17 protein-coding genes are annotated in these 18,617 nt (G+C 65.7%); 10 read left to right on the forward strand and 7 right to left on the reverse strand.

The features are described from left to right. Positions 1-50 precede the first annotated feature (50 nt). The 3 genes from gltX (at position 51) to ABIE56_RS16235 (ending at position 2,430) form a co-directional block, all read left to right on the forward strand. A complete protein-coding gene (gene gltX / locus ABIE56_RS16225; protein ID WP_429244829.1) occupies positions 51-1,451 on the forward strand; it encodes a glutamate--tRNA ligase in 1,401 nt (466 codons plus the stop codon). Positions 1,452-1,586: 135 nt separating this feature from the next. After that, entirely contained in the window at positions 1,587-1,925 is a 339-nt protein-coding gene (locus ABIE56_RS16230) for a hypothetical protein (protein WP_429244830.1), read from the forward strand. Positions 1,926-1,950: 25 nt separating this feature from the next. Beyond that, positions 1,951-2,430 carry a transcriptional repressor gene (locus ABIE56_RS16235; protein ID WP_429244831.1) on the forward strand — a complete coding sequence of 160 codons (480 nt, stop codon included), beginning with the start codon at positions 1,951-1,953 and terminating at the stop codon, positions 2,428-2,430. 108 nt (positions 2,431-2,538) lie between these two features. Here the strand turns inward: ABIE56_RS16235 and ABIE56_RS16240 are convergent, their stop codons facing one another. Beyond that, positions 2,539-4,554: a TonB-dependent receptor gene (locus ABIE56_RS16240; protein WP_429244832.1), complete on the reverse strand. Its 2,016-nt coding sequence runs from the start codon at positions 4,552-4,554 to the stop codon at positions 2,539-2,541. A gap of 88 nt (positions 4,555-4,642) precedes the next feature. On the opposite strand from ABIE56_RS16240, the gene ABIE56_RS16245 reads away from it, so the two are divergent. The 3 genes from ABIE56_RS16245 to ABIE56_RS16255 all read left to right on the forward strand — a co-directional run bounded on the left by ABIE56_RS16245 (position 4,643) and on the right by ABIE56_RS16255 (position 6,353). Next, positions 4,643-5,089, forward strand: a complete 447-nt coding sequence (locus ABIE56_RS16245) for a MerC domain-containing protein (RefSeq protein WP_429244833.1) — start codon at positions 4,643-4,645, stop codon at positions 5,087-5,089. A 37-nt stretch (positions 5,090-5,126) separates the two neighbouring features. Continuing rightward, complete coding sequence (locus ABIE56_RS16250; protein ID WP_429244834.1) at positions 5,127-6,098, forward strand: cation diffusion facilitator family transporter; 972 nt, start codon at positions 5,127-5,129, stop codon at positions 6,096-6,098. A 90-nt stretch (positions 6,099-6,188) separates the two neighbouring features. Next, entirely contained in the window at positions 6,189-6,353 is a 165-nt protein-coding gene (locus tag ABIE56_RS16255; RefSeq protein WP_429244835.1) for a 30S ribosomal protein THX, read from the forward strand. Positions 6,354-6,423: 70 nt separating this feature from the next. Here ABIE56_RS16255 and ABIE56_RS16260 read toward each other — a convergent pair whose 3' ends face one another. The 3 genes from ABIE56_RS16260 to ABIE56_RS16270 all read right to left on the reverse strand — a co-directional run bounded on the left by ABIE56_RS16260 (position 6,424) and on the right by ABIE56_RS16270 (position 9,223). Then, a complete protein-coding gene (locus ABIE56_RS16260; protein WP_429244836.1) occupies positions 6,424-6,954 on the reverse strand; it encodes a dihydrofolate reductase family protein in 531 nt (176 codons plus the stop codon). A gap of 77 nt (positions 6,955-7,031) precedes the next feature. After that, complete coding sequence (locus ABIE56_RS16265; RefSeq protein ID WP_429244837.1) at positions 7,032-7,730, reverse strand: hypothetical protein; 699 nt, start codon at positions 7,728-7,730, stop codon at positions 7,032-7,034. Then, on the reverse strand, positions 7,727-9,223 hold the full coding sequence (locus ABIE56_RS16270) for a hypothetical protein (protein WP_429244838.1): 1,497 nt from the start codon (positions 9,221-9,223) through the stop codon (positions 7,727-7,729). The genes ABIE56_RS16265 and ABIE56_RS16270 overlap by 4 nt, the downstream gene beginning before the upstream one ends. 218 nt (positions 9,224-9,441) lie before the next feature. Between ABIE56_RS16270 and ABIE56_RS16275 the strand changes: the two genes are divergently transcribed. Then, positions 9,442-9,717, forward strand: a complete 276-nt coding sequence (locus ABIE56_RS16275; protein ID WP_429244839.1) for a hypothetical protein — start codon at positions 9,442-9,444, stop codon at positions 9,715-9,717. Here ABIE56_RS16275 and hutI read toward each other — a convergent pair whose 3' ends face one another. The 3 genes from hutI to ABIE56_RS16290 are packed head-to-tail and all read right to left on the reverse strand — an operon-like array spanning position 9,718 to position 13,897. Beyond that, positions 9,718-10,953 carry an imidazolonepropionase gene (gene hutI / locus ABIE56_RS16280; RefSeq protein WP_429244840.1) on the reverse strand — a complete coding sequence of 412 codons (1,236 nt, stop codon included), beginning with the start codon at positions 10,951-10,953 and terminating at the stop codon, positions 9,718-9,720. Then, positions 10,950-12,320 carry a chloride channel protein gene (locus tag ABIE56_RS16285; protein WP_429244874.1) on the reverse strand — a complete coding sequence of 457 codons (1,371 nt, stop codon included), beginning with the start codon at positions 12,318-12,320 and terminating at the stop codon, positions 10,950-10,952. The genes hutI and ABIE56_RS16285 overlap by 4 nt, the downstream gene beginning before the upstream one ends. 5 nt (positions 12,321-12,325) lie before the next feature. After that, the gene (locus ABIE56_RS16290) at positions 12,326-13,897 is read right to left on the reverse strand and encodes a GNAT family N-acetyltransferase (RefSeq protein ID WP_429244841.1); all 1,572 of its coding nucleotides are present in this window, start codon (positions 13,895-13,897) and stop codon (positions 12,326-12,328) included. 99 nt (positions 13,898-13,996) lie between these two features. Here ABIE56_RS16290 and ABIE56_RS16295 point away from each other — a divergent pair, with 99 nt between their 5' ends. The 3 genes from ABIE56_RS16295 to prfB all read left to right on the forward strand — a co-directional run bounded on the left by ABIE56_RS16295 (position 13,997) and on the right by prfB (position 18,566). Beyond that, the gene (locus ABIE56_RS16295; RefSeq protein ID WP_429244842.1) at positions 13,997-15,349 is read left to right on the forward strand and encodes a formimidoylglutamate deiminase; all 1,353 of its coding nucleotides are present in this window, start codon (positions 13,997-13,999) and stop codon (positions 15,347-15,349) included. Positions 15,350-15,585: 236 nt separating this feature from the next. Beyond that, entirely contained in the window at positions 15,586-17,256 is a 1,671-nt protein-coding gene (gene asnB / locus ABIE56_RS16300) for an asparagine synthase B (RefSeq protein WP_429244843.1), read from the forward strand. Positions 17,257-17,440: 184 nt separating this feature from the next. Then, positions 17,441-18,566 (forward strand): peptide chain release factor 2 gene (prfB, locus tag ABIE56_RS16305; RefSeq protein WP_429244844.1). Its coding sequence is split into 2 segments (ribosomal slippage): positions 17,441-17,515 and positions 17,517-18,566, totalling 1,125 coding nucleotides; the frame shifts between segments, so codons are not numbered across the junction. Positions 18,567-18,617 lie beyond the last annotated feature (51 nt).

Raw genomic sequence — 18,617 nt, forward strand, 5'->3', positions numbered from 1 at the left:
CCCGAACCGGATAAAATCGCTGGTCTGACCGCTAAAGCCATGACCCCACGATGACCGTCCGCACCCGTTTTGCCCCCAGTCCCACCGGCTACCTGCACATCGGCGGCGCGCGCACCGCGCTGTACTGTTGGCTGGAAGCGCGCCGTCGCGGCGGCGAGTTCATCCTGCGCATCGAAGATACGGACCGTGAACGCTCCACGCAGGAGGCCGTCCAGGCGATCCTCGACGGCATGAACTGGCTGGGCCTGGCGCATGACGAGGGTCCGTACTACCAGACGTTGCGCATGGACCGTTACCGCGAAGTGGCCGACCAGCTGCTGCGCGAGGGCAAGGCTTACTACGCCTACGAGACCAAGGACGAGATCGAGGCCATGCGCAATGCCGCCATGGCCGCGGGCGAAAAGCCGCGTTACAACGGCTACTACCGCGATCGCAACGAGCCCCTGCGTGACGACCCGAACCGCGTCATCCGCTTCAAGAACCCTACCTCGGGTTCGGTGGTGTTTGATGACAAGGTGAAGGGTCGCATCGAGTGGGCGAATACCGAACTTGACGACCTGGTGATTTTTCGCTCGGACGGCTTCCCCACCTATAACTTCGCGGTGGTGGTCGATGACATCGACATGGGTATCACCGAGGTCATTCGTGGCGATGACCATGTGAACAACACCCCGCGCCAGATCAACATCTACAAGGCTCTCGGCGCGCCGGTGCCGGAATTCGCGCACCTGCCGATGATCCTGGGCCCCGATGGCCAGAAGCTCTCCAAGCGCCACGGCGCGGTCAGCGTCATGCAGTACCGTGAAGATGGCTTCCTGCCGCACGCGCTGCTGAACTACCTGGTCCGCCTGGGCTGGTCGCACGGCGACCAGGAGATCTTCTCGGTGGGGCAGATGATTGAGCTGTTCGACGTGGCCGATGTGAACAAGGCGGCATCGCGCTTCGATGTCACCAAGCTTTCCTGGCTAAACCAGCATTACCTGAAGACGGATGACCCGGCGGCGCTCGGCCCCGAGCTGGCCTATCACCTGCAGCGCATCGGCATCGATCCGGCCACCGGCCCTAACCCGGCGGACGTGGTCGTGGCCCTGCGCGACCGCGTGCAGACCTTCGTGGAAATGGCCCAGCGTGCGGTGCTCTGGTATGGTCCCATCACCGAGTGGGACCCCAAGGCCATCGAGAAGCACCTGCGCACGGAGACGGCACCGGCCGTGCTCGCGAAGGCGAAGGAAGAGCTGGCGGCCTTGGCGGAATGGACGCCGGAAGCCGTGCACGGTGCCGTGGAGCGCACCGCTGCCGCGCTGGAGCTCGGCATGGGCAAGGTCGCCGCGCCGCTGCGCGTGGCCATGACCGGCACCCAGGTCTCGCCGTCCATCGAGCACACGATCTACCTGTGCGGCCGCGACGTGGCCCTCCCCCGTATCGACGATGCCGCTGCCAAGGCCGCATGACCGTACGCGCCCCGTGACGGCAGTTGCTGCATGAACGCACGTGTAGGAGCGGGGGGGGGGGGGGGGGGGGGGGGGGGGGGGGCCCCCCCCCCCCCCCCCCCCCCCCCCCCCCCCGCTCCTACAGGAACTGCGCCCATGGATGAGCTGTTGGCCAAGGCCATGGCCGGGGTCGATCCCCAGGCCCCGGGCGCGTTCCTCACCATCTTCATGAACCTGATGCGGCTGGTTCCCTGGGGCCAGCTCATCATCTGGCAGGTGGTATTCATTGCCGTTGGCGCTGTTCTCGGGTGGTGGCGTGGCCGGTTTGCCGCCACCGTGGTGGCCTCCCTGGTGCTGGGGCCGTTTGGCTGGGCCGTCCCGTTCCTGCCGCACAAGCCCGCGGCTCCTCCGCCGCTGCCGCAACGCACCGCCGCGCCTGGTCCGGGTAGGCCGGGTAAAGGGCCGCCGCCCCTGCCGGGCTCGAAAAAGCCCTGAAAGGTCCTCATGTTAGAATGACGCCATGAGCACCCACGCCAGCCACCACCATGCCCACGATCACCACGATGACGCCCGCGGCTTCGTCGAGGCGGTGGAGCTTGCCTCCAACGAGCGTGGCCTGCGCCTGACCCCGCTGCGCCGCGAGGTGCTGGAGCTGGTGGCGGTGGCGGGCAAGCCGGTCAAGGCGTACGACCTGCTCGACCGTCTGCGCGAAAAGCACGGCAACGCCGCGCCGCCCACGGTTTATCGCGCGCTCGATTTTCTCCTCGAGAACGGCTTCATCCACAAGCTGGAATCGATCAACGCCTACGTTTCCTGCCACCACCCGGCCGAGTCGCACCAGGTGCCTTTCCTCATCTGCGACAAATGCCAGTGTGCACAGGAAGTGTGCGACGAGCGCGTGGCCGAATTGATCGAGGCGCAGGCGAAAGCGTTCGGGTTCCGCCCGCAGGCGCAGACGCTTGAAGTGCACGGCATCTGCAAGAACTGCCGCGAATCGTAACCATGTAGGAAAAGAAAACGGGGCGCCGCTATTTGCGGCGCCCCGTTTGTTTCCGGCCCCTGCCGGGGAGGGAGGAGTGGGACGTCAGGGACCGGGAACTCAGTGGACTCAGAAGTAGGCGCGCACGCCTACGGAAACGTTACGGCCCGGCATCGGCGCCACATCCTTGAATAGCGATGTGGCGGGACGTGCCGTCTGGTTGGTCAGGTTGTTGCCATCCACGAAGGCCTCCCACTGGCTGCGTTCGTCATTGACGAAGGTCCAGCCGAAGTGCGCATTCACCAGCGTGTAGCCGGCGGTGTCGGTTTCGAAGGCGGCCACCTTGTCCTGTTTCATGTAGCGCACGGCGCCCACGCTCGCGCGCAGGCCATCGGCGTTCCAGCTCAGCGTGGAACCCACGCGGCCGGCTGGAATGCGCGGCACGTTGCCACCACCGTTATCCAGCGTGGCGCGCACGGTGTCGCCGAACACGCGCAGGTCCCAATGGCCCGACGGGCCCTGTGCCAGGTGGAACGTGGCCTCGGCTTCGGCACCGCGGAACGTCGCGTCGTTCTGCGACCAGATGCGCACCGGCAGGTCATCTTCAATCTCGCCGGTATCGGCGAGGTAAATGAAGTTCTTGTACTTGTTGTAGTACACGGCGACCTTGCCCTCGACGACATCGCCATGGAAGTGCAGGCCGAGCTCAGCCTGGTTGGATTTCTCCTTGCCCAGGTCGCTGCCGATTTCAAACGTGTTCGATGCCTCGTGCGGCCCATTCGCGAACAGTTCTTCTTCCGACGGTGCGCGCTCGGCGTGGTCCAGGTTCAGCGACACGTGCCATTGGTCCGTGAAGCGGTAGGCGAAGCCGGCGGAGAAGCTATTCGGTGAGTAGTTGCGCTTCGCGCCGTCAATCGGTTCCACGCTCTGCTTGTCGTGGCGTGCGCCCAGTTCGACTTTCAGCGGACCAAAATCGCGCGTTTCGGTGAGGAACACGCCAACCCCCTTCGTCGTGGTCGCCGGTACGAAGGTTTCCTCGCCCACGGCGGCGAACTGGCGGTGCTGGGTCTGCACGCCGAACGCGCCGTTCCAGCCAGCGAGTTCGTCATGGGTGACGATCAGGCGGCCCTGGTTGCTCTGGGTCGTGAACGTCGTGCCGGGTTCGTCCCCTTCATATTCCACGTGCTGGTAATCGCCGTGGCCCAGGTTGAACTCGATCTTGCTGATGCCTTCGAACGGCTGAACGAGGCCGCCCTTCAGGGTGTAATTGGTCTGCGCCATCTTGATGTGCACCGGGTCTTCGCCCTCGGCCGGGTCACCCGGTTCGGCAGGGCTGCCATACAGGTCCATGAAGCGGGAGATGGACAGGCCCACGTAACCCCACGAGCCGAGCAGCGAAGCGCCGACTGCGCCCGAGGTGGTCTTCACCGCGCTGTTGGCCAGCGTGCCGCCGGGGATGTCGTAATCCTTGTTGTCGCGGTGCATGCCATCGACATGGATGGCGAACTGGTCGTTGCCGGCATCGAACCGGGCGAGGCCGGTCTTGCCGTCCGAGACCGAATCGGTACGCACCTCGGCGCGCCCCTCGAAGCCGTTCTCGGGCGCCTTCTCGGGTACGCGTCCATCGACCACGTTCACCACGCCGCCGATCGCGCCCGAACCGTAGAGCAGGGTGGCGGGGCCCTTCAGCACCTCGATCTGGTCGGCGAGGAAGGGTTCCAGGGTGACGGCGTGGTCCTGGCTGACATTGGACACGTCCTGGGAGGAAAGGCCGTTTTCAAGCACGGCCACGCGCGGCCCATCCAGGCCACGGATCACCGGGCGACCCACGGCGGTACCGAGGGCGGAGGTCTGTACCCCGGGGATGGACGACACGGTTTCACCCAACGAAACCCCCTTGGCGTCATCCAGGGCCGATCCGGCCAGTACCGCCACGGGGGCGACGATCTGGTCGGCGTTGCGGCCGCCGGGTACCGCGTTGACCACGATGCCTTCCAGTTTGTCGACATGCTTCTTCGACTTGCCCTGCGGTTCCTTCGTGCCCACATCGGGGGCTGTGGCGTCCTGCGGTGCGTCTTCCGCCATGGCGGGGAGCGAGCTGCCGAATGTCGCGGCAAGGGTCAGGGCGAAAAGGGTTCTACGCATCGGGTGGAGCTCCATCGGTTGGACTTTGCAATGTTATAAAGTATCATCGCTTGCCCCGACCTGTGCAAATAGTCACGCTATGCACTCCATGACCGAACCAACGCTCGCCCCCGAGACCCGCCGCCGCTGGTGGCACGCCGCAGACCGCCTTGGGGCGACGGCGTCGTTCCTGTGCGCCATACACTGTGCGCTGCTGCCGTTCGTCATCGCGGTGTTGCCGCTGCTGGGGCTCTCGTTCCTGGCCAACCACCGGTTCGAAGAAGTGTTTGTCTCGTTCGCTTGTGTGCTTGCCACCGCGGCACTGGTCTCGGGCTACCGCCGCCATCACCGGCGCCTTCCGTTCGCCTTCGCGGTGCCGGGGCTGCTCTTGCTGGTGCTTGGGGTGACCTTCCTGCACAGCGGATCGCTGCTTGTGCATAGCGTGCTGGTCACCACCGGCGGCCTGCTGGTAGCGACGGCGCACTTCATCAATCTGAAAGTGGACCGCAGCGGCCACGCCGGGCATATCCACGGGCCGACCTGCGCCCACCCGTGATTGTGTAACCGCGGCCGCAGCACCTAGCCTTCGCCCTATGGCACACGACCACGCCCACGCGCACGGCCACTCCCACGGCCACGCGCACGATCATTCGCACGATCACTCCCCTATCGAGGGCAGCAGCGAGAAGAAGCTGCTGTTAGCGTTCGTCCTCACCCTGGTCATGCTGGTGGTGGAGGCGGGCGGCGGCCTCGTATCCGGTTCGCTGGCGCTGCTGGCTGATGCCGGCCACATGCTGGTGGACGCCCTGGCCCTGCTGCTGGCCTTCCTCGGTGCGCGCTTCGCCGCGCGGCCGGCGGATGCCCAGCGCACCTACGGCTATGGCCGCATCGAAGTGCTGGCGGGGTTTGTCAACGCGTTGACCCAGTTCGCACTGGTCGCCTTCATCATCTACGAGGCGGTGCAGCGGCTGTTCCACCCCGAGCCGATCCTGTCAGGGATCATGTTCGTGGTTGCCCTGGTAGGCCTGGTCGCCAACGTGGTGGTACTGCGTACGCTGCACGGCCACGACCCGGATGACGTGAACATCGCTGGGGCCAGCCTGCACGTCCTGGGCGATTTGCTTGGCTCGGTCGCGGCTGTGCTCGCGGCGCTGGCGGTGTACTTCATGGGCTGGCTCTGGGCCGATCCCGCTTTGTCGATCCTGGTATCCCTGCTGATCCTGCGCAGCGCCTGGTCGTTGGTGCGGCGTTCCGGCCACATCCTGCTGGAGGGCACGCCCGATGGCGTGCACCTGGATGAGGTCACGAAAGTGCTGCATGAGTGCGATCCGGCCATCCTCGATATCCACCACGTCCACGTCTGGCAGATGACGGCTGGCTCGCGCATGGCCACCTTGCACGCTGAACTGGCCCCGGGGGCGGACCAGGCCCGCGTTCTCACGGCGATCAAGACGACGCTCAGCGAACGCTGGCAGGTAGGCCACGCCACGGTGCAGTTCGATCCGGGCGAGTGCCCTGACGAGCTGGAGGGTTGCGGCCAGGATGGCGGCCGGCACAGCCACTGAACGGCCTTCACGCCGGGCCCTTGCGCTTTACACGGCCGCTGATACGATGACCGGCCGTTCCTCTTCATCACCCGAATTAAGGAGTTTCCCATGGGCAAGGGCGACCGCCGCACCCGTCGCGGCAAGATCTACCGTTCCAGCTACGGCATTGCCCGTCCGCACACCGATATCGTGACCGGTGCTGCCGTGGCAAAGCCGGCCGCCGCCAAGCCGGCAGCGGCCAAGAAGGCTGCCGCTCCGCGCAAGAAGGCCTGATCCCTTCTTCGCGTGACACGAAAAACCCCGCTCCGGCGGGGTTTTTTGTTGGGCCGGTGTGGGGCTGTGGTCAAGCCGGCACGTAGGTAAGGCGGATGATCCCGTCGCAGACCAGCTCGCTGGCCGCCAGGCGCAGCGGTGGCCGGGCGCCCGCGAAGTAGGGGTTGCCGCCCCCTAGCACCACCGGGTGCATGTACAGCCGGTATTCGTCGATAAGGCCGAGCTCGCCCAGGGCGTGTGCCAGGACCGGGCCACCGATCTCGATATCGCCACCCAGCTCGGCCTTCAGCCGCCGGATAGCTACCGGCAGCTCGTCGGCGATGAGGGTGGCGTTCGGGCCAACGGTCGGGAGCGAGCGGGATATGACCCACTTGGGCTTGCTGCGCCATGCCTGCGCGTATTCGCGTTCCGCCGCATCCCACCCGGGCACCTCATCGTCCCAGTAGCGCATGACCTCATACAGGCCGTGGCCGTACACCATGCCGGTGAGCTGGTGCACGTCATCGATGAAGTGGCGAAAGAGTGCCGGAGGTGGCGCAAACGCCTGGTGGTCTACATAGCCGTCCAGGGACTGGTTCATTGCGAAGATGAGCTTTGCCATGGAGGGCCCCGCCACAGGAATCGTCGCGACAGCTTGGGCCGCGGCGGCGTGACTGTCGACCCCCGGCTACAGCTCCGTCAGCGAGTCGAAGTCCATGCCGCCCTCGGGGTGCGCCGCAACGATGTTGCAGCTGAGCAGGCCCGGAAACATGTTGCGGGCGACCCCCGCGTGGTTATCTGGGTTGAACAGGGCGGGTGTGTGCGACCAGACCCGATAGCCCACGCCTTCACGGCATCGACTTCGCGCTCGGCACTGGCCGGGCCGCCCAGGCGGGCGTAGACGAGCGGGCGGTGCTCGACCAGGGTGGCGCCAGCACCTTTGAGGAGATCCTCAAGGACATCCGGGATATTCACCTTCAGAAGGTGCAGGGCAGGAAGCGCGAGGCTATCGAGCCGGATGCGGCGTGTCGTCTCGCTGGCGAGACCTTCGTTGCCATCATTTGCGCCGAGGTAGGCATGGTGGGTATGCACGTTCGCCAGCTGATTCAGTGCGATGTTGGCGCAGAGCTGCTGGAACGGAAGACGGCGCGGCTCGACCACATGCACCGCGCCGGTATCGCCTACGGCGAGGGCGAGCCACAGAGTGTGCGCCGCATGGTCGCCGCCGACTTCAAGCACGTGGTGGCCATCGGTGACCACCCCGCTCAACAGGTCCGTTTCCTGTTCCGCCCACTCGCCGTAAAGCTGCAGGGCGCGGGCGGCGGGTGTGTCACTGGCATTGGGGGCGGCTATGCCGTAGCGGGTGGTGAGCAACGGCGAGGCTTTGGCGCGAGTCATGCGGGTCCCGTCTGGAGTAGGGCGCGGGCGTCGGCGAGTTCGCGACGCAACGCAGTGATGATGTCGCTGGGCGTCCTGGCGACGGTGAGTTGATCGTAGGTCTGCTGGATCGCGATGCGCATTTCCAGCGAGGCGATGTGCCACGCGGCGTGCTGGCCGGCTGCGAACGCATGTGCCAGGGCGAACGAGCAGGCTTCCGCCGCTTCGTCGGGCGGAAGGAGCGGGGCGCGCCGGTGCGCGCACTCGGCGAACAGCAGCAGGGTCACGGGGTCGTCGCCTTCACCCATCGCGGCATGCAGCAGCGACATGGCGTGGTCGAGATCAGCAAGGCGTGCTTCGCCCTTCAACAGGGTGGCTCGCCGCATCATCACCTCGGCGCGGCGCCGGGCGGCGCGAGCGGGCGCGATCGGCGATAAGCGCGTGCATATCTGGTCGGCGAGGCCCAGCCTTTCTTTCGCCGCGATGCCTACCAGCCATGCAGACCACGCGAGGTGTACATCGACCCATGCATCCAGGGCGGGCAGTTGGTCGTCATCGGCGTCGCTACCCAACTCGCGTAGCGCCAGCAAACGTGTGGCGCCCGAGCTGCGGGTAAGGCGTGCCAGCTCAGCGCGAAGCGTCTGTGCGCGCCACCACGGTCGTTCGTCAGCCGTGCTGTCGTCAAACATGGCGTGGCAAAAGCGCACCGCTTCGTTGAGGCTGGCAAGGGCGTCCTTACGCCCAAGGCAGGGTGCGCGCAGGCACAGCAGCGCGGGAAACAGCCAGCGTGCAAGCCGCCCATCGTCACCGGGTGCCTCGAGCGTTTCCCGGAGGATGGTTTCCCATTCGAGGAAATCGTTACCGTGCGTACCGACGTGGCGGACCGACGGATGGTATCGATCGCCACTCAAGTACAGCGTCGCTGGTGTGCCGGGCGCGTGTAGTCGCGTGATGAGCGATGGCGAAGGGCCTTCGGCCGCTACGACCGGGCGCGCGAGCAGGTCGACCGGCTCCAGGGTCAGCTGCAGCGAGGGTGTTTCGAATGCGGTGCGCTGGTACGTCCACTCGGGCGTGGTCGGGTTCCTTGCGATGGCGGCATCCTCCATGGGGGTGTCTGGACTGGAAGGTACGTCGGGTGCCGCGGATGCCGCGGGTGCGAACGCGGGGGCGATCGAAACACGCGGCGGTGTGACCTTGCCGGCTCGATGTTTACGGCGGCGCCAGGCGAGTGCCAGGACGCCGGTGAGGCCAACGGCTGCGGCACAAACGGCCGCCCAGCTCATAAGCGGAACGGACACGTCGTCCGGCGCGGCCTTTGCAGGCGTATCCGGATCGATAGCCATGGGCTGCGTAACCGGGCGCGTGGCTACCGCGCCCGGCTTGGGCGGGGTTTCCATGGCATCGAGCATCCGCGAGACATCACGCATCTGCCGGGCGCGTTCGGCCGTTTCGTTGCCGGTATCCCTTTCTTCTGAGCACGCGGCCACCAGCGCGGCCGCGCCAAGCGCAAACACGAAAAGGCATGCGCGGGGCAAAGCCCTGCGAAGTGGCAGTGCGGCTATCAACAAGCTTCCTGGGACGCGGCCTGAGCTTGTCGATGTTAGGAAACGTACTCGCGGGAATCGATGGAAGGATTCTGAAAAATGCGACGGATTTCAGGCCGTGGCAGTACGCGTAGTCATAGGCTACTGTCGCGGGCTTGACGGATATACCGACGGAAAGGAGACACAACATGACCCCACGCCAATGGTTCGCCCTGGTCCTGCGCTACCTGGGTGCCTCGAGCGTGCTTACCGCGGTGACCTACGTCATCAGCGCATACGACGTGCTGAAAGGCCTTTACTCAGGCGGTATCACGTCGCTTGGCTCGTTGAACCACGCGATCGTCCATACCGCCATCGGCTTGGCGCTGCTGTTCTTTGCCGATCGTATTTCGGCGTTCTTCGTGCCGGCCCAGCGTCCGCCCGCCGACGCAGCGCCGATAGCGAAGACGGAAGCCGGCGCCTGATCAGGACACCAGGCGCTCGCCGGCACTCCAGGTTTCCCTGAGCAGGCCGCCACCGATCCAATAGCACAGTTCCGGCAGGTGCTGGATGTTCCACACCGCTAGGTCGGCGCGCTGGCCTACCGCCAGCGTGCCACGATCCTCGAGACCGAGCGCGCGGGCACCATACTGCGTGGCGCCACGAAGTGCTTCTTCCGGGGTCAGGCGGAACAACGTGCAAGCCATGCCCATGGCGAGGCGCAGCGAAAGCAACGGCGACGTGCCGGGATTCAGGTCAGTGGCCACGGCCATGGCCACGCCGTGCTCGCGGAACGCGGCGATCGGCGGCGGCCGTGTATCGCGCAGCGCGTAGTACGCGCCGGGCAGGAGCACCGCCACCGTGCCGGCGGCAGCCATGGCCCGCACGCCATCGTCGCTCGTCCACTCAAGGTGATCCGCCGAGAGGCCGTTATAGCGGGCGACGAGCGCAGCCCCTCCAAGGTCTGACAACTGCTCCGCGTGAAGCTTCACCGGCAGCCCCAGCGCTGTCGCCTTTTCGAACAGGCGCTCGGTTTCGGCGTGGGTGAACCCGATGCCTTCGCAGAAAGCATCCACGGCATCGACCAGCGCTTCATCGGCGAGCGACGGCAGCATCGTGTCGCAGACCAGCGCCACGTACTCATCGCGGCGGCCCGCGTATTCTGGCGGAAGCGCGTGCATGCCGAGGAAGCTGGTGCGGACGTCGATTCCCAGTTCACGCCCGATGCGGCGCGCAACGCGCAGCATGCGCCGCTCGGCCTCCGGCTCCAGGCCGTAGCCCGACTTTATCTCGAGTGTCGTCACGCCATCGGCGAGCAGTGCACGCGCTCGTGGCAACGACTGTTGGAACAGTTGGTCCTCGCTGGCGCTCCGCGTGGCGCGCACGCTGGAGACGATGCCGCCACCGGCTCTCGCAATTTCCTCGTAGGTCGCGCCTTCAAGGCGCATCTCGAACTCCTGTGCGCGATCACCGCCAAAAACGAGGTGTGTGTGGCAGTCGACGAGACCGGGCGTGATCCAGGTTTCGCGCAGTGACTCCACGCGGTGCGCGAGTGCGTGTGGCTCGCCCGGGAGGCTGGCGCGCTCGCCCACGAATACGATCCGGCCATCCTTTATGCCCAGGGCACCCTCGCCGATGGCGCCATAGGGCGTGCCGTTATCGACGAGCGTAGCGAGGCCAGCATCGAGCAGCAGGTAATCCCAGCGAGTATCGGTGGTCATGACGGCCTGGTTTCTTGCGGGGTGGATGCGTCGCGCCTTGCGCGTTCTTCTTCAAAGCCTGCCATCAACGTCTCGGCCAGCGCCTTGTACACAGGCACCCGGCAGACGAGCGCCGATACGCCTCGGGCAAGCAGGCAGGCGGCCATGATCGGCAAGGCCATCTGATGGTTTGCAGTCAGTTCCAGCGAGATGACCGCGGCGGTGAGCGGCGCCTGGGTCACGCCCGACAGGTAGGCAGCCATGCCAAGCAGCACCACGGCGGAGACATCCGCGCCTGGCAGCAGGTGGGCAATATTGCCGCCCAGGCCGGCACCCACGGCAAGGGCGGGCGAGAAGATGCCGCCGGGAATGCCCGCCCACGAGGATGCGATATTGCCAAGGAACTTCAGCACGCCAAACAGCGGGCCCGTATCGGAATGGCCTTCCAGGATAGCGCGTGCCTGTGCGTAGCCGGTGCCGTACAAGCCGTTGGCACTGGCCATGCTCAGCAGCACCAGGGCCAGGCCGCAGAAGGCGGCGAACACCACGGGCTGGCGTCCACGCAGGCGCCCGAGCGCACCGCGGAACCCGCTGGCGGACGGAATGATGAGGCGTGCGAACAGCCCGCCAGCCAGCCCGCCAACGATGCCGGTGAGCAGTACGGCAAGCCACGCCTTGCCCAGCGGCAGGGCAGCGGTGATATCGCCGAAGTACGCATAGTTGCCGACCACGCCGAGCGAGACCACACCGGCGACGATAACGGCGGTGAGCAGCGTGCCGCTCATGCGGTGTTCGAACGTGCCAGACATTTCTTCGATGGCGAACACGACGCCCGCCAGCGGCGTGTTGAACGCCGCGGCGAGGCCAGCGGCGGAACCCGCGAGGATGAATCGGCCGGCGGCAGTGGGGTCGGCGAAGCCAAAGCGCTTGCCCATCGAGTACAGCAAGCCCGCACCGACGTGCACGGTTGGGCCTTCGCGGCCGACTGATGCTCCGCCCAGCAGCGCGGCCAGCGTCAAGGCCATCTTGCCCAGGGCGACCTTTAACGAAAGCAGGCGAGTGCGGAAGCCTTCATCTTCCACCTTAAGTGCGGCGATAGCCTGGGGGATGCCCGAGCCGCGCGTCGCCTTCAGTGCGCCCTGGGTAAGCCAGCAGAGCAGGGCGAACGTCGGCGGGGTTATGAGTAGCGGCACCCACCAGCCGTGGCTGGCAACGCCGTGGAAAAGCTCAAACGCGTAATCGGCCGCCTTGGCAAAGAACACGGCCGCCAGCCCGACGATGACTGCGCCGGTCCAGAACAGGATCCGCCGCCGCCACTGTTCGGGCGAAAGCCACTCGTTGCGTCGCAGGCGATCAAGTCGCGATAGCGGGGGCGTATCCCCCGGCACGGCGCTCACCGGCCCTCCGGCGTACGCGCCCAGCGCACTTGGTAAAGATCGTAGCGGCGGTCTTTCAGGTTCTGCACCGCACCGGAATTGCGCGCCCTCGCGAGGTTTTCAAGGCGCAGGTCGGCGAACAGCACCGTTTCGATGTTCGGCGTGGAATCGGCCGCGATGCCATCGCGCGCGAACGGAAAATCGCTCGGCGTCAGGATGCAGCTTTGCCCGTACTGGATATCGAAATTGTTCACGCCAGGCAGGTTGCCGACGTTGCCCGATAGCACGACGTAGCACTGGTTCTCGATGGCGCGTGCCTGGGAGCAGTAGCGCACGCGCAGGTAGCCCTCGCGCACATCGGTGCAGAACGGCACGAACAGGATCAGCGCCCCCTGGTCGGTGAGGTGGCGCGCGACTTCGGGGAACTCGGAGTCGTAGCAGATCATCACGCCGATGGGGCCGCAATCGGTCTGGATGGTCGCTGCCGAATCGCCGCCGGTGATGTTCCACACGTTGCGTTCGCTGGGCGTGGGGTGCAGCTTTTCGCGCTCGTGGATCGAGCCGTCGCGAAGGCACACATAGCAGACGTTGTGAATATCGCCGTTTGGCTGCCGGGTAGGGTGCGAGCCGCCGATGATGTTGATGTTGTAGTGCACGGCCAGGCGGTGGAACAACGCCTTCACCTCATCCGTGTACTCGGAAAGGCGGCGGATCGAATCGACCGGCGAGAGCTCCGCGTTCTCGATCGAAAGCAGCTGCAGCGTCAGCAGTTCGGGGAACACCACGAAGTCCGCGTCGTAATCCGCGGCGATATCGACGAAGTATTCGACCTGCGTGGCGAACTCGGCGAATGAGGTGATGCGGCGCTGTTGGTACTGCACCGAGGCGACGCGGACCGAATCCGGCAGGCGGTGGCTATGCGAAACGCGCGGCGTATCCGGGTGGTTCAACAGGTGCGGGTTACGCCACACCAGGTGCGCCGCATAGCCGAGCGATTCGTGGTCCGAGGGCACGTACTCACGCAGCAGGCCGATCACCTCAAAGCCATTGCGCAGCTGGAAACTGAGCGTAGGGTCGCGGCGGCTGCCATCGACCACGGCCTGCACATAAGCCTCCGCGCTACCGTAGCGGCCGATGGCCCGCGAAAGGCCGGGCATGCGCCCACCGAAGACGATGCCGCGCAGTTTCAGGTCCGTACACACGCGCTTGCGTGCCTGGTATAGGCGCTGGCCGATGCGCATGCCGCGGTAATCGGGGTGCACTACCACTTCCATCCCATACAGCCAGTCGCCCTTGGGATCGTGGCGGGAGGCAAAGCCGCCGCCCGTGATCTGCATCCAGGTGTGCGGGGCCAGGGCCACGGCCTCGTTGATCCGGAATGTGGCGCAGAAGCCTACGATATGGCCCTCGTACTCAACCACGAACTGCCCTTCGGGGAAGTTGTTCTGCTGGCCCTGCAGCATTTCGGCCGAATGGCCCCACTCGGCGGTGTAGACGCGGGCCGTAAGGGCTACTAGCTCCGGGATATCCGCGGGGCGCGCCAGGCGCAGGTTGAGTTTCGGGGGCTGGGCGGGCGTGGTCTCGTTCATCCACCTATTATGCCCCTGCAGCGTGAAGCCATTCACACGGGCACGCTATCCTGTGCCGATCCCATTGCGCGCAAGCGCGCTCCTACAAAGGCCTCACCGATGACCCCGTCCCACTTCACCGCCGATTTCCTCTGGTCCGATGGTGCCTGGGCCGAGGGAGGGCTAGGGATCCGCGATGGCCGCTTCGCGCCGCGCAACGGTGAGGCCGGCGAGCGCATTGGCCGGTTCATCCTGCCGGGCATGCCCAACCTGCATTCGCACGCGTTCCAGCGCGCCATGGCCGGGCTGGCGGAGCGCCGCGGTCCCGGCGAGGACAGCTTCTGGACCTGGCGCGAAACCATGTACGCCTTCGCCGAAGCGATCAACCCGGATGACATGAAAGCCATCGCCACCCAACTCTATGTCGAGATGGTGAAGGCGGGTTACACCCAGGTCTGCGAATTCCACTACCTGCACCATGGCCCGCGTGGCGTGGCCTATGCGGATCCGGCAGCCATGTCGCTGGCGCTGATCGAAGCGGCGAAGGAGGCAGGTATCGGCCTTACGCTGCTGCCGGTGCTTTACATGACCGGTGGTTTTGATGGCCGCCCGTTGACCGAGCGGCAGCAGCGGTTCCGCCACGACGTGGGCCAGTATGTATCGCTGCTGGAGCGGCTGGTCCCGATGCAGAACGACATGCTCAAGGTAGGCATCGCGCTGCATTCGCTGCGTGCCGTGCCCGAGGAGGCGATGCGTGCCGTGCTGGCTACGGGTATCGCGCAGGGTCTGCCCATCCATATCCATATCGCCGAGCAGATCGGTGAAGTCCAGGATTGCCTTGCGGTACGGGGTGCTCGCCCGGTGGAATGGCTGCTCGATCATGCGGACGTCAACGAACGCTGGACCTTGATCCATGCCACGCACCTCACCGGGCATGAAACGCAGCGCATCGCACAGAGTGGCGCGGTGGCTGGCCTGTGTCCCACCACCGAGGCGAATCTTGGCGATGGCCTTTTTCCACTCGCGGATTTCATCGACGCGGGCGGCACGCTCGGCATCGGCTCCGATTCGCATATCTCGGTGTCGCCGGTGGAAGAACTGCGCTGGCTGGAATACGGGCAGCGCCTGATGACCCGCCACCGCAACGTTGCATCACGGAAGCCCGAGGAAAGCACCGGTGTCACCTTGTGGCAGCGCGCGCTCGATGGCGGTGCACGGGCCGCCGGCGCGGATATCGGCCGGCTGGGGCAGGGTGCACGCGCCGATCTGCTGGTGCTGGATGAGAACGCGCCGCTACTCGCCGCGCGCGACGAGGCCGATGTAATCGATACGTTCCTGTTCGCTGGCAACACACCGCTGGTGCGGGACGTGATGGTAGGTGGCGCGTGGCGGGTGCGTGACTACACGCATGTGGCCGAGGCACGCGCCGCCGTGGATTACCGCCGCACGGTGGAAAAGCTCGCGGCAATGTAGCGATAGCCCCCACAGAAAACGCCCTATTGCAGCGCATCAGAAAACGTGGTTTAGTCGACCCATGATCCGTTTCAACGCCAATAACGCCAATACCAATAATGCCCGGAACCTCGGGAGGGTCGGCGTGTAGGCGGTTGCAACTGAAACCACCGAATCACCAAAGGCCCGCCCTCACCAGGCGGGCCTTTTTCTTTGCGCGTTCTTCCTCTTCCATCCATTGATCCAGGAGCAAGGCCATGTGTTCGATCTTCGGGATGTTCGGCCTGGCGGCCGGCGACGACCTCCAGGCACTACGCACGCAGGCGATGGAGCTATCGCAGCGCCAGCGCCACCGCGGCCCTGACTGGAGCGGCGTCTATGTCGGCGAGGGTGCGATTCTCGTCCATGAGCGCCTTGCCATCGTCGACCCGGCCAGCGGTGCGCAGCCGTTGCGCTCAAAGGATGGCGAGCTCGCCCTGGCCGTGAACGGGGAGATCTACAACCATCGCGAGCTACGCGCCGCCAGCGACTACGCTTTCACGACCGGCTCCGATTGCGAAGTGATCAATGCGCTGTATCGCGAGCATGGCGCCGATTTCCTCGGCAAACTCAACGGCATCTTCGCCTTCGCGCTGTGGGATGCCGCGAAGCAGCGCGTGCTGATTGCCCGCGACCCGGTCGGCGTCTGCCCGCTCTACTGGGGGCACGATCGCCAGGGCCGCCTGTGCGTGGCGTCGGAAATGAAATCGCTGGTGGGCGTATGCGCCGATGTAGCCCCGTTCCCGCCGGGCCACGTGTATGACAGCGCGACCGGTGAAACGACGCGTTACTGGACGCCCGCCTGGCGCGACTACACGGCGACCGAGGGCAAGACCATCGAGCCGCACGACCTGCGTGCCGCGTTCGAAGCGGCCGTGCACCGCCAGATGATGACCGACGTGCCGTACGGCGTGTTGCTCTCCGGTGGGCTCGATTCCTCGCTGGTGGCCGCGGTGGCGGCGGGTTTCGCCCGCCGCCGCATCGAGGACGATGACCGCGATGAAGCCTGGTGGCCGCGTCTGCATTCCTTCGCGATCGGCCTGGAAGGCTCGCCTGACCTGAAGGCGGCTGAGGTGGCGGCCGAGGCGCTGGGCACCGTGCACCATGGCTTCATTTACAGTTTCGAGGAGGGCCTGGATGCGTTGCCGGAAGTGATCCGGCACATCGAGACTTACGATGTGACCACGATCCGCGCCTCCACGCCGATGTTCCTGCTGGCTCGCCGGATCAAGGCGATGGGCGTGAAGATGGTGCTCTCCGGTGAAGGCTCTGACGAAGTCTTCGGCGGATACCTGTATTTTCACAAGGCACCCAACGCCCGCGAGTTCCACGAGGAAACCGTGCGCAAGCTCGATGCCTTGCACTATTACGATTGCCTGCGCGCCAATAAATCCATGGCGGCCTGGGGCGTGGAGGCACGCGTGCCGTTCCTCGATACCGAGTTCCTCGAGGCGGCCATGGCCTTCGATGCCCAGGCCAAGATGGTGGCCCGCAAGGGGATCGAGAAGGGCATTCTCCGCGAGGCGTTCGAGGGCGCGCTGCCGGAATCGATCCTGTGGCGGCAGAAGGAGCAGTTCAGCGACGGGGTAGGGTATGGCTGGATCGATGGCCTGAAGGCCCACGCCGAGGCCATGGTCAGCGACCGCGAGTTTGCCGCGGCGGCCGCCCGGTTCCCGGTGAACACCCCGGCCACCAAGGAAGCCTTCTTCTACCGCACGATCTTCGAGAAGCACTTCCCGGGCGAGGCCTGCGCCGCCACGGTCCCCGGTGGCAAGTCCATCGCCTGCTCATCCCCGGCTGCGCTGGCCTGGGATCCCGCCTTCGCGGCGGCCGCTGACCCCTCGGGCCGGGCCGTGCGCGGGGTGCACCTGGAGGCCCTGCCAGCCTGATGCCCATGCCCTGCAGGAGCGGGGGGGGGGGGGGGGGGGGGGGGGGGGGGGGGCCCGCCCCCCCCCCCCCCCCCCCCCCCCCCCCCGCTCCTACAGGGCCCGGCCGTACAAGGAAGGGCCGTGATTTGGTAGCATTGGACGTTTCGGCGGCGCCTCCCGCGCCGCACCTGCAGGCAAGCTAACCATGATCGAGACCAATCCGATCCTCGCGCAGATCGCGGACCTCAAGGGCCGCGTCGAGTCGCTTAGGGGGTATCTTTGACTACGCCGTCAAGAAAGAACGGCTAGAGGAAGTCAACCGCGAACTCGAGAGCCCCACCGTCTGGGATGATCCGAAGCGCGCGCAAGAGCTTGGCCGCGAACGCGCCCAGCTCGACACCATCGTCACCGGCGTCGAAGAGATGACCGCCGCGCTGGATGATGCGAAGGAGCTGCTCGAGATGGCCGCCGCCGATGGCGACGAGGCCACCGTAGCCTCCATTGTCGATGACGTGAACAAGGTTGACGGCCGGATCAGCAAGCTGGAATTCCAGCGCATGTTCTCCGGCGAACTCGATAACTCCGCCGCCTTCGTCGATATCCAGGCCGGTGCCGGTGGTACCGAGGCCCAGGACTGGGCGGAAATCCTGCTGCGCATGTACCTGCGCTGGGCCGAATCGCGTGGCTGGAAGGCCGAGCTGATGGAAGTGTCCGGTGGCGAAGTCGCCGGTATCAAGTCCGCCACGTTCCGCGTGGAAGGCGATTACGCCTACGGCTGGCTCAAGACCGAGATCGGCGTGCACCGCCTTGTCCGCAAGAGCCCGTTCGATTCGGACAACCGCCGCCATACCAGCTTCACCTCGGTGTTCGTTTCGCCGGAAGTGAACGACGATATCGAAATCGATATCAACCCGGCCGACCTCAAGACCGACGTGTACCGCTCGTCGGGCGCCGGCGGCCAGCACGTGAACAAAACCGAATCGGCCGTGCGTATCACGCACATCCCGACCAATACGGTCGTGGCCTGCCAGACCGAACGTTCGCAGCATGCCAACCGCGATCGTGCGATGAAGATGCTGAAAGCGAAGCTGTACGAGCTGGAAGTGCAGAAGCGCAACGCCGAAAAGGATGCGCTGGAAGCCACCAAGTCCGATATTGGCTGGGGCAGCCAGATCCGCAACTACGTGCTCGATCAGTCGCGCATCAAGGATCTGCGCACCGGCATCGAACGCTCCGACACCCAGAAGGTGCTCGATGGCGATCTCGATGAATTCGTCGAAGCAAGCCTGAAGGCCGGCCTCGAAGCCGGCTCCAAGCGCATCGACGCCTGATGAAACCCCGGGGGCGCATGGGCGCCCCCGTTTCCCGAAAGCAACCCAAGC

The organism is Luteibacter sp. 621 (genome assembly GCF_050435445.1).
Classification (GTDB): domain Bacteria; phylum Pseudomonadota; class Gammaproteobacteria; order Xanthomonadales; family Rhodanobacteraceae; genus Luteibacter.

Excerpts from the sequence above, each read along its gene's own strand:
- gltX (WP_429244829.1), top strand. The coding sequence starts at position 51 with ATGACCGTCCGCACCCGTTTTGCCCCCAGTCCCACCGGCTACCTGCAC.
- ABIE56_RS16230 (WP_429244830.1), top strand. The coding sequence starts at position 1,587 with ATGGATGAGCTGTTGGCCAAGGCCATGGCCGGGGTCGATCCCCAGGCC.
- ABIE56_RS16235 (WP_429244831.1), top strand. The coding sequence starts at position 1,951 with ATGAGCACCCACGCCAGCCACCACCATGCCCACGATCACCACGATGAC.
- ABIE56_RS16240 (WP_429244832.1), bottom strand. The coding sequence starts at position 4,554 with ATGCGTAGAACCCTTTTCGCCCTGACCCTTGCCGCGACATTCGGCAGC.
- ABIE56_RS16245 (WP_429244833.1), top strand. The coding sequence starts at position 4,643 with ATGACCGAACCAACGCTCGCCCCCGAGACCCGCCGCCGCTGGTGGCAC.
- ABIE56_RS16250 (WP_429244834.1), top strand. The coding sequence starts at position 5,127 with ATGGCACACGACCACGCCCACGCGCACGGCCACTCCCACGGCCACGCG.
- ABIE56_RS16255 (WP_429244835.1), top strand. The coding sequence starts at position 6,189 with ATGGGCAAGGGCGACCGCCGCACCCGTCGCGGCAAGATCTACCGTTCC.
- ABIE56_RS16260 (WP_429244836.1), bottom strand. The coding sequence starts at position 6,954 with ATGGCAAAGCTCATCTTCGCAATGAACCAGTCCCTGGACGGCTATGTA.
- ABIE56_RS16265 (WP_429244837.1), bottom strand. The coding sequence starts at position 7,730 with ATGACTCGCGCCAAAGCCTCGCCGTTGCTCACCACCCGCTACGGCATA.
- ABIE56_RS16275 (WP_429244839.1), top strand. The coding sequence starts at position 9,442 with ATGACCCCACGCCAATGGTTCGCCCTGGTCCTGCGCTACCTGGGTGCC.
- hutI (WP_429244840.1), bottom strand. The coding sequence starts at position 10,953 with ATGACCACCGATACTCGCTGGGATTACCTGCTGCTCGATGCTGGCCTC.
- ABIE56_RS16290 (WP_429244841.1), bottom strand. The coding sequence starts at position 13,897 with ATGAACGAGACCACGCCCGCCCAGCCCCCGAAACTCAACCTGCGCCTG.
- ABIE56_RS16295 (WP_429244842.1), top strand. The coding sequence starts at position 13,997 with ATGACCCCGTCCCACTTCACCGCCGATTTCCTCTGGTCCGATGGTGCC.
- asnB (WP_429244843.1), top strand. The coding sequence starts at position 15,586 with ATGTGTTCGATCTTCGGGATGTTCGGCCTGGCGGCCGGCGACGACCTC.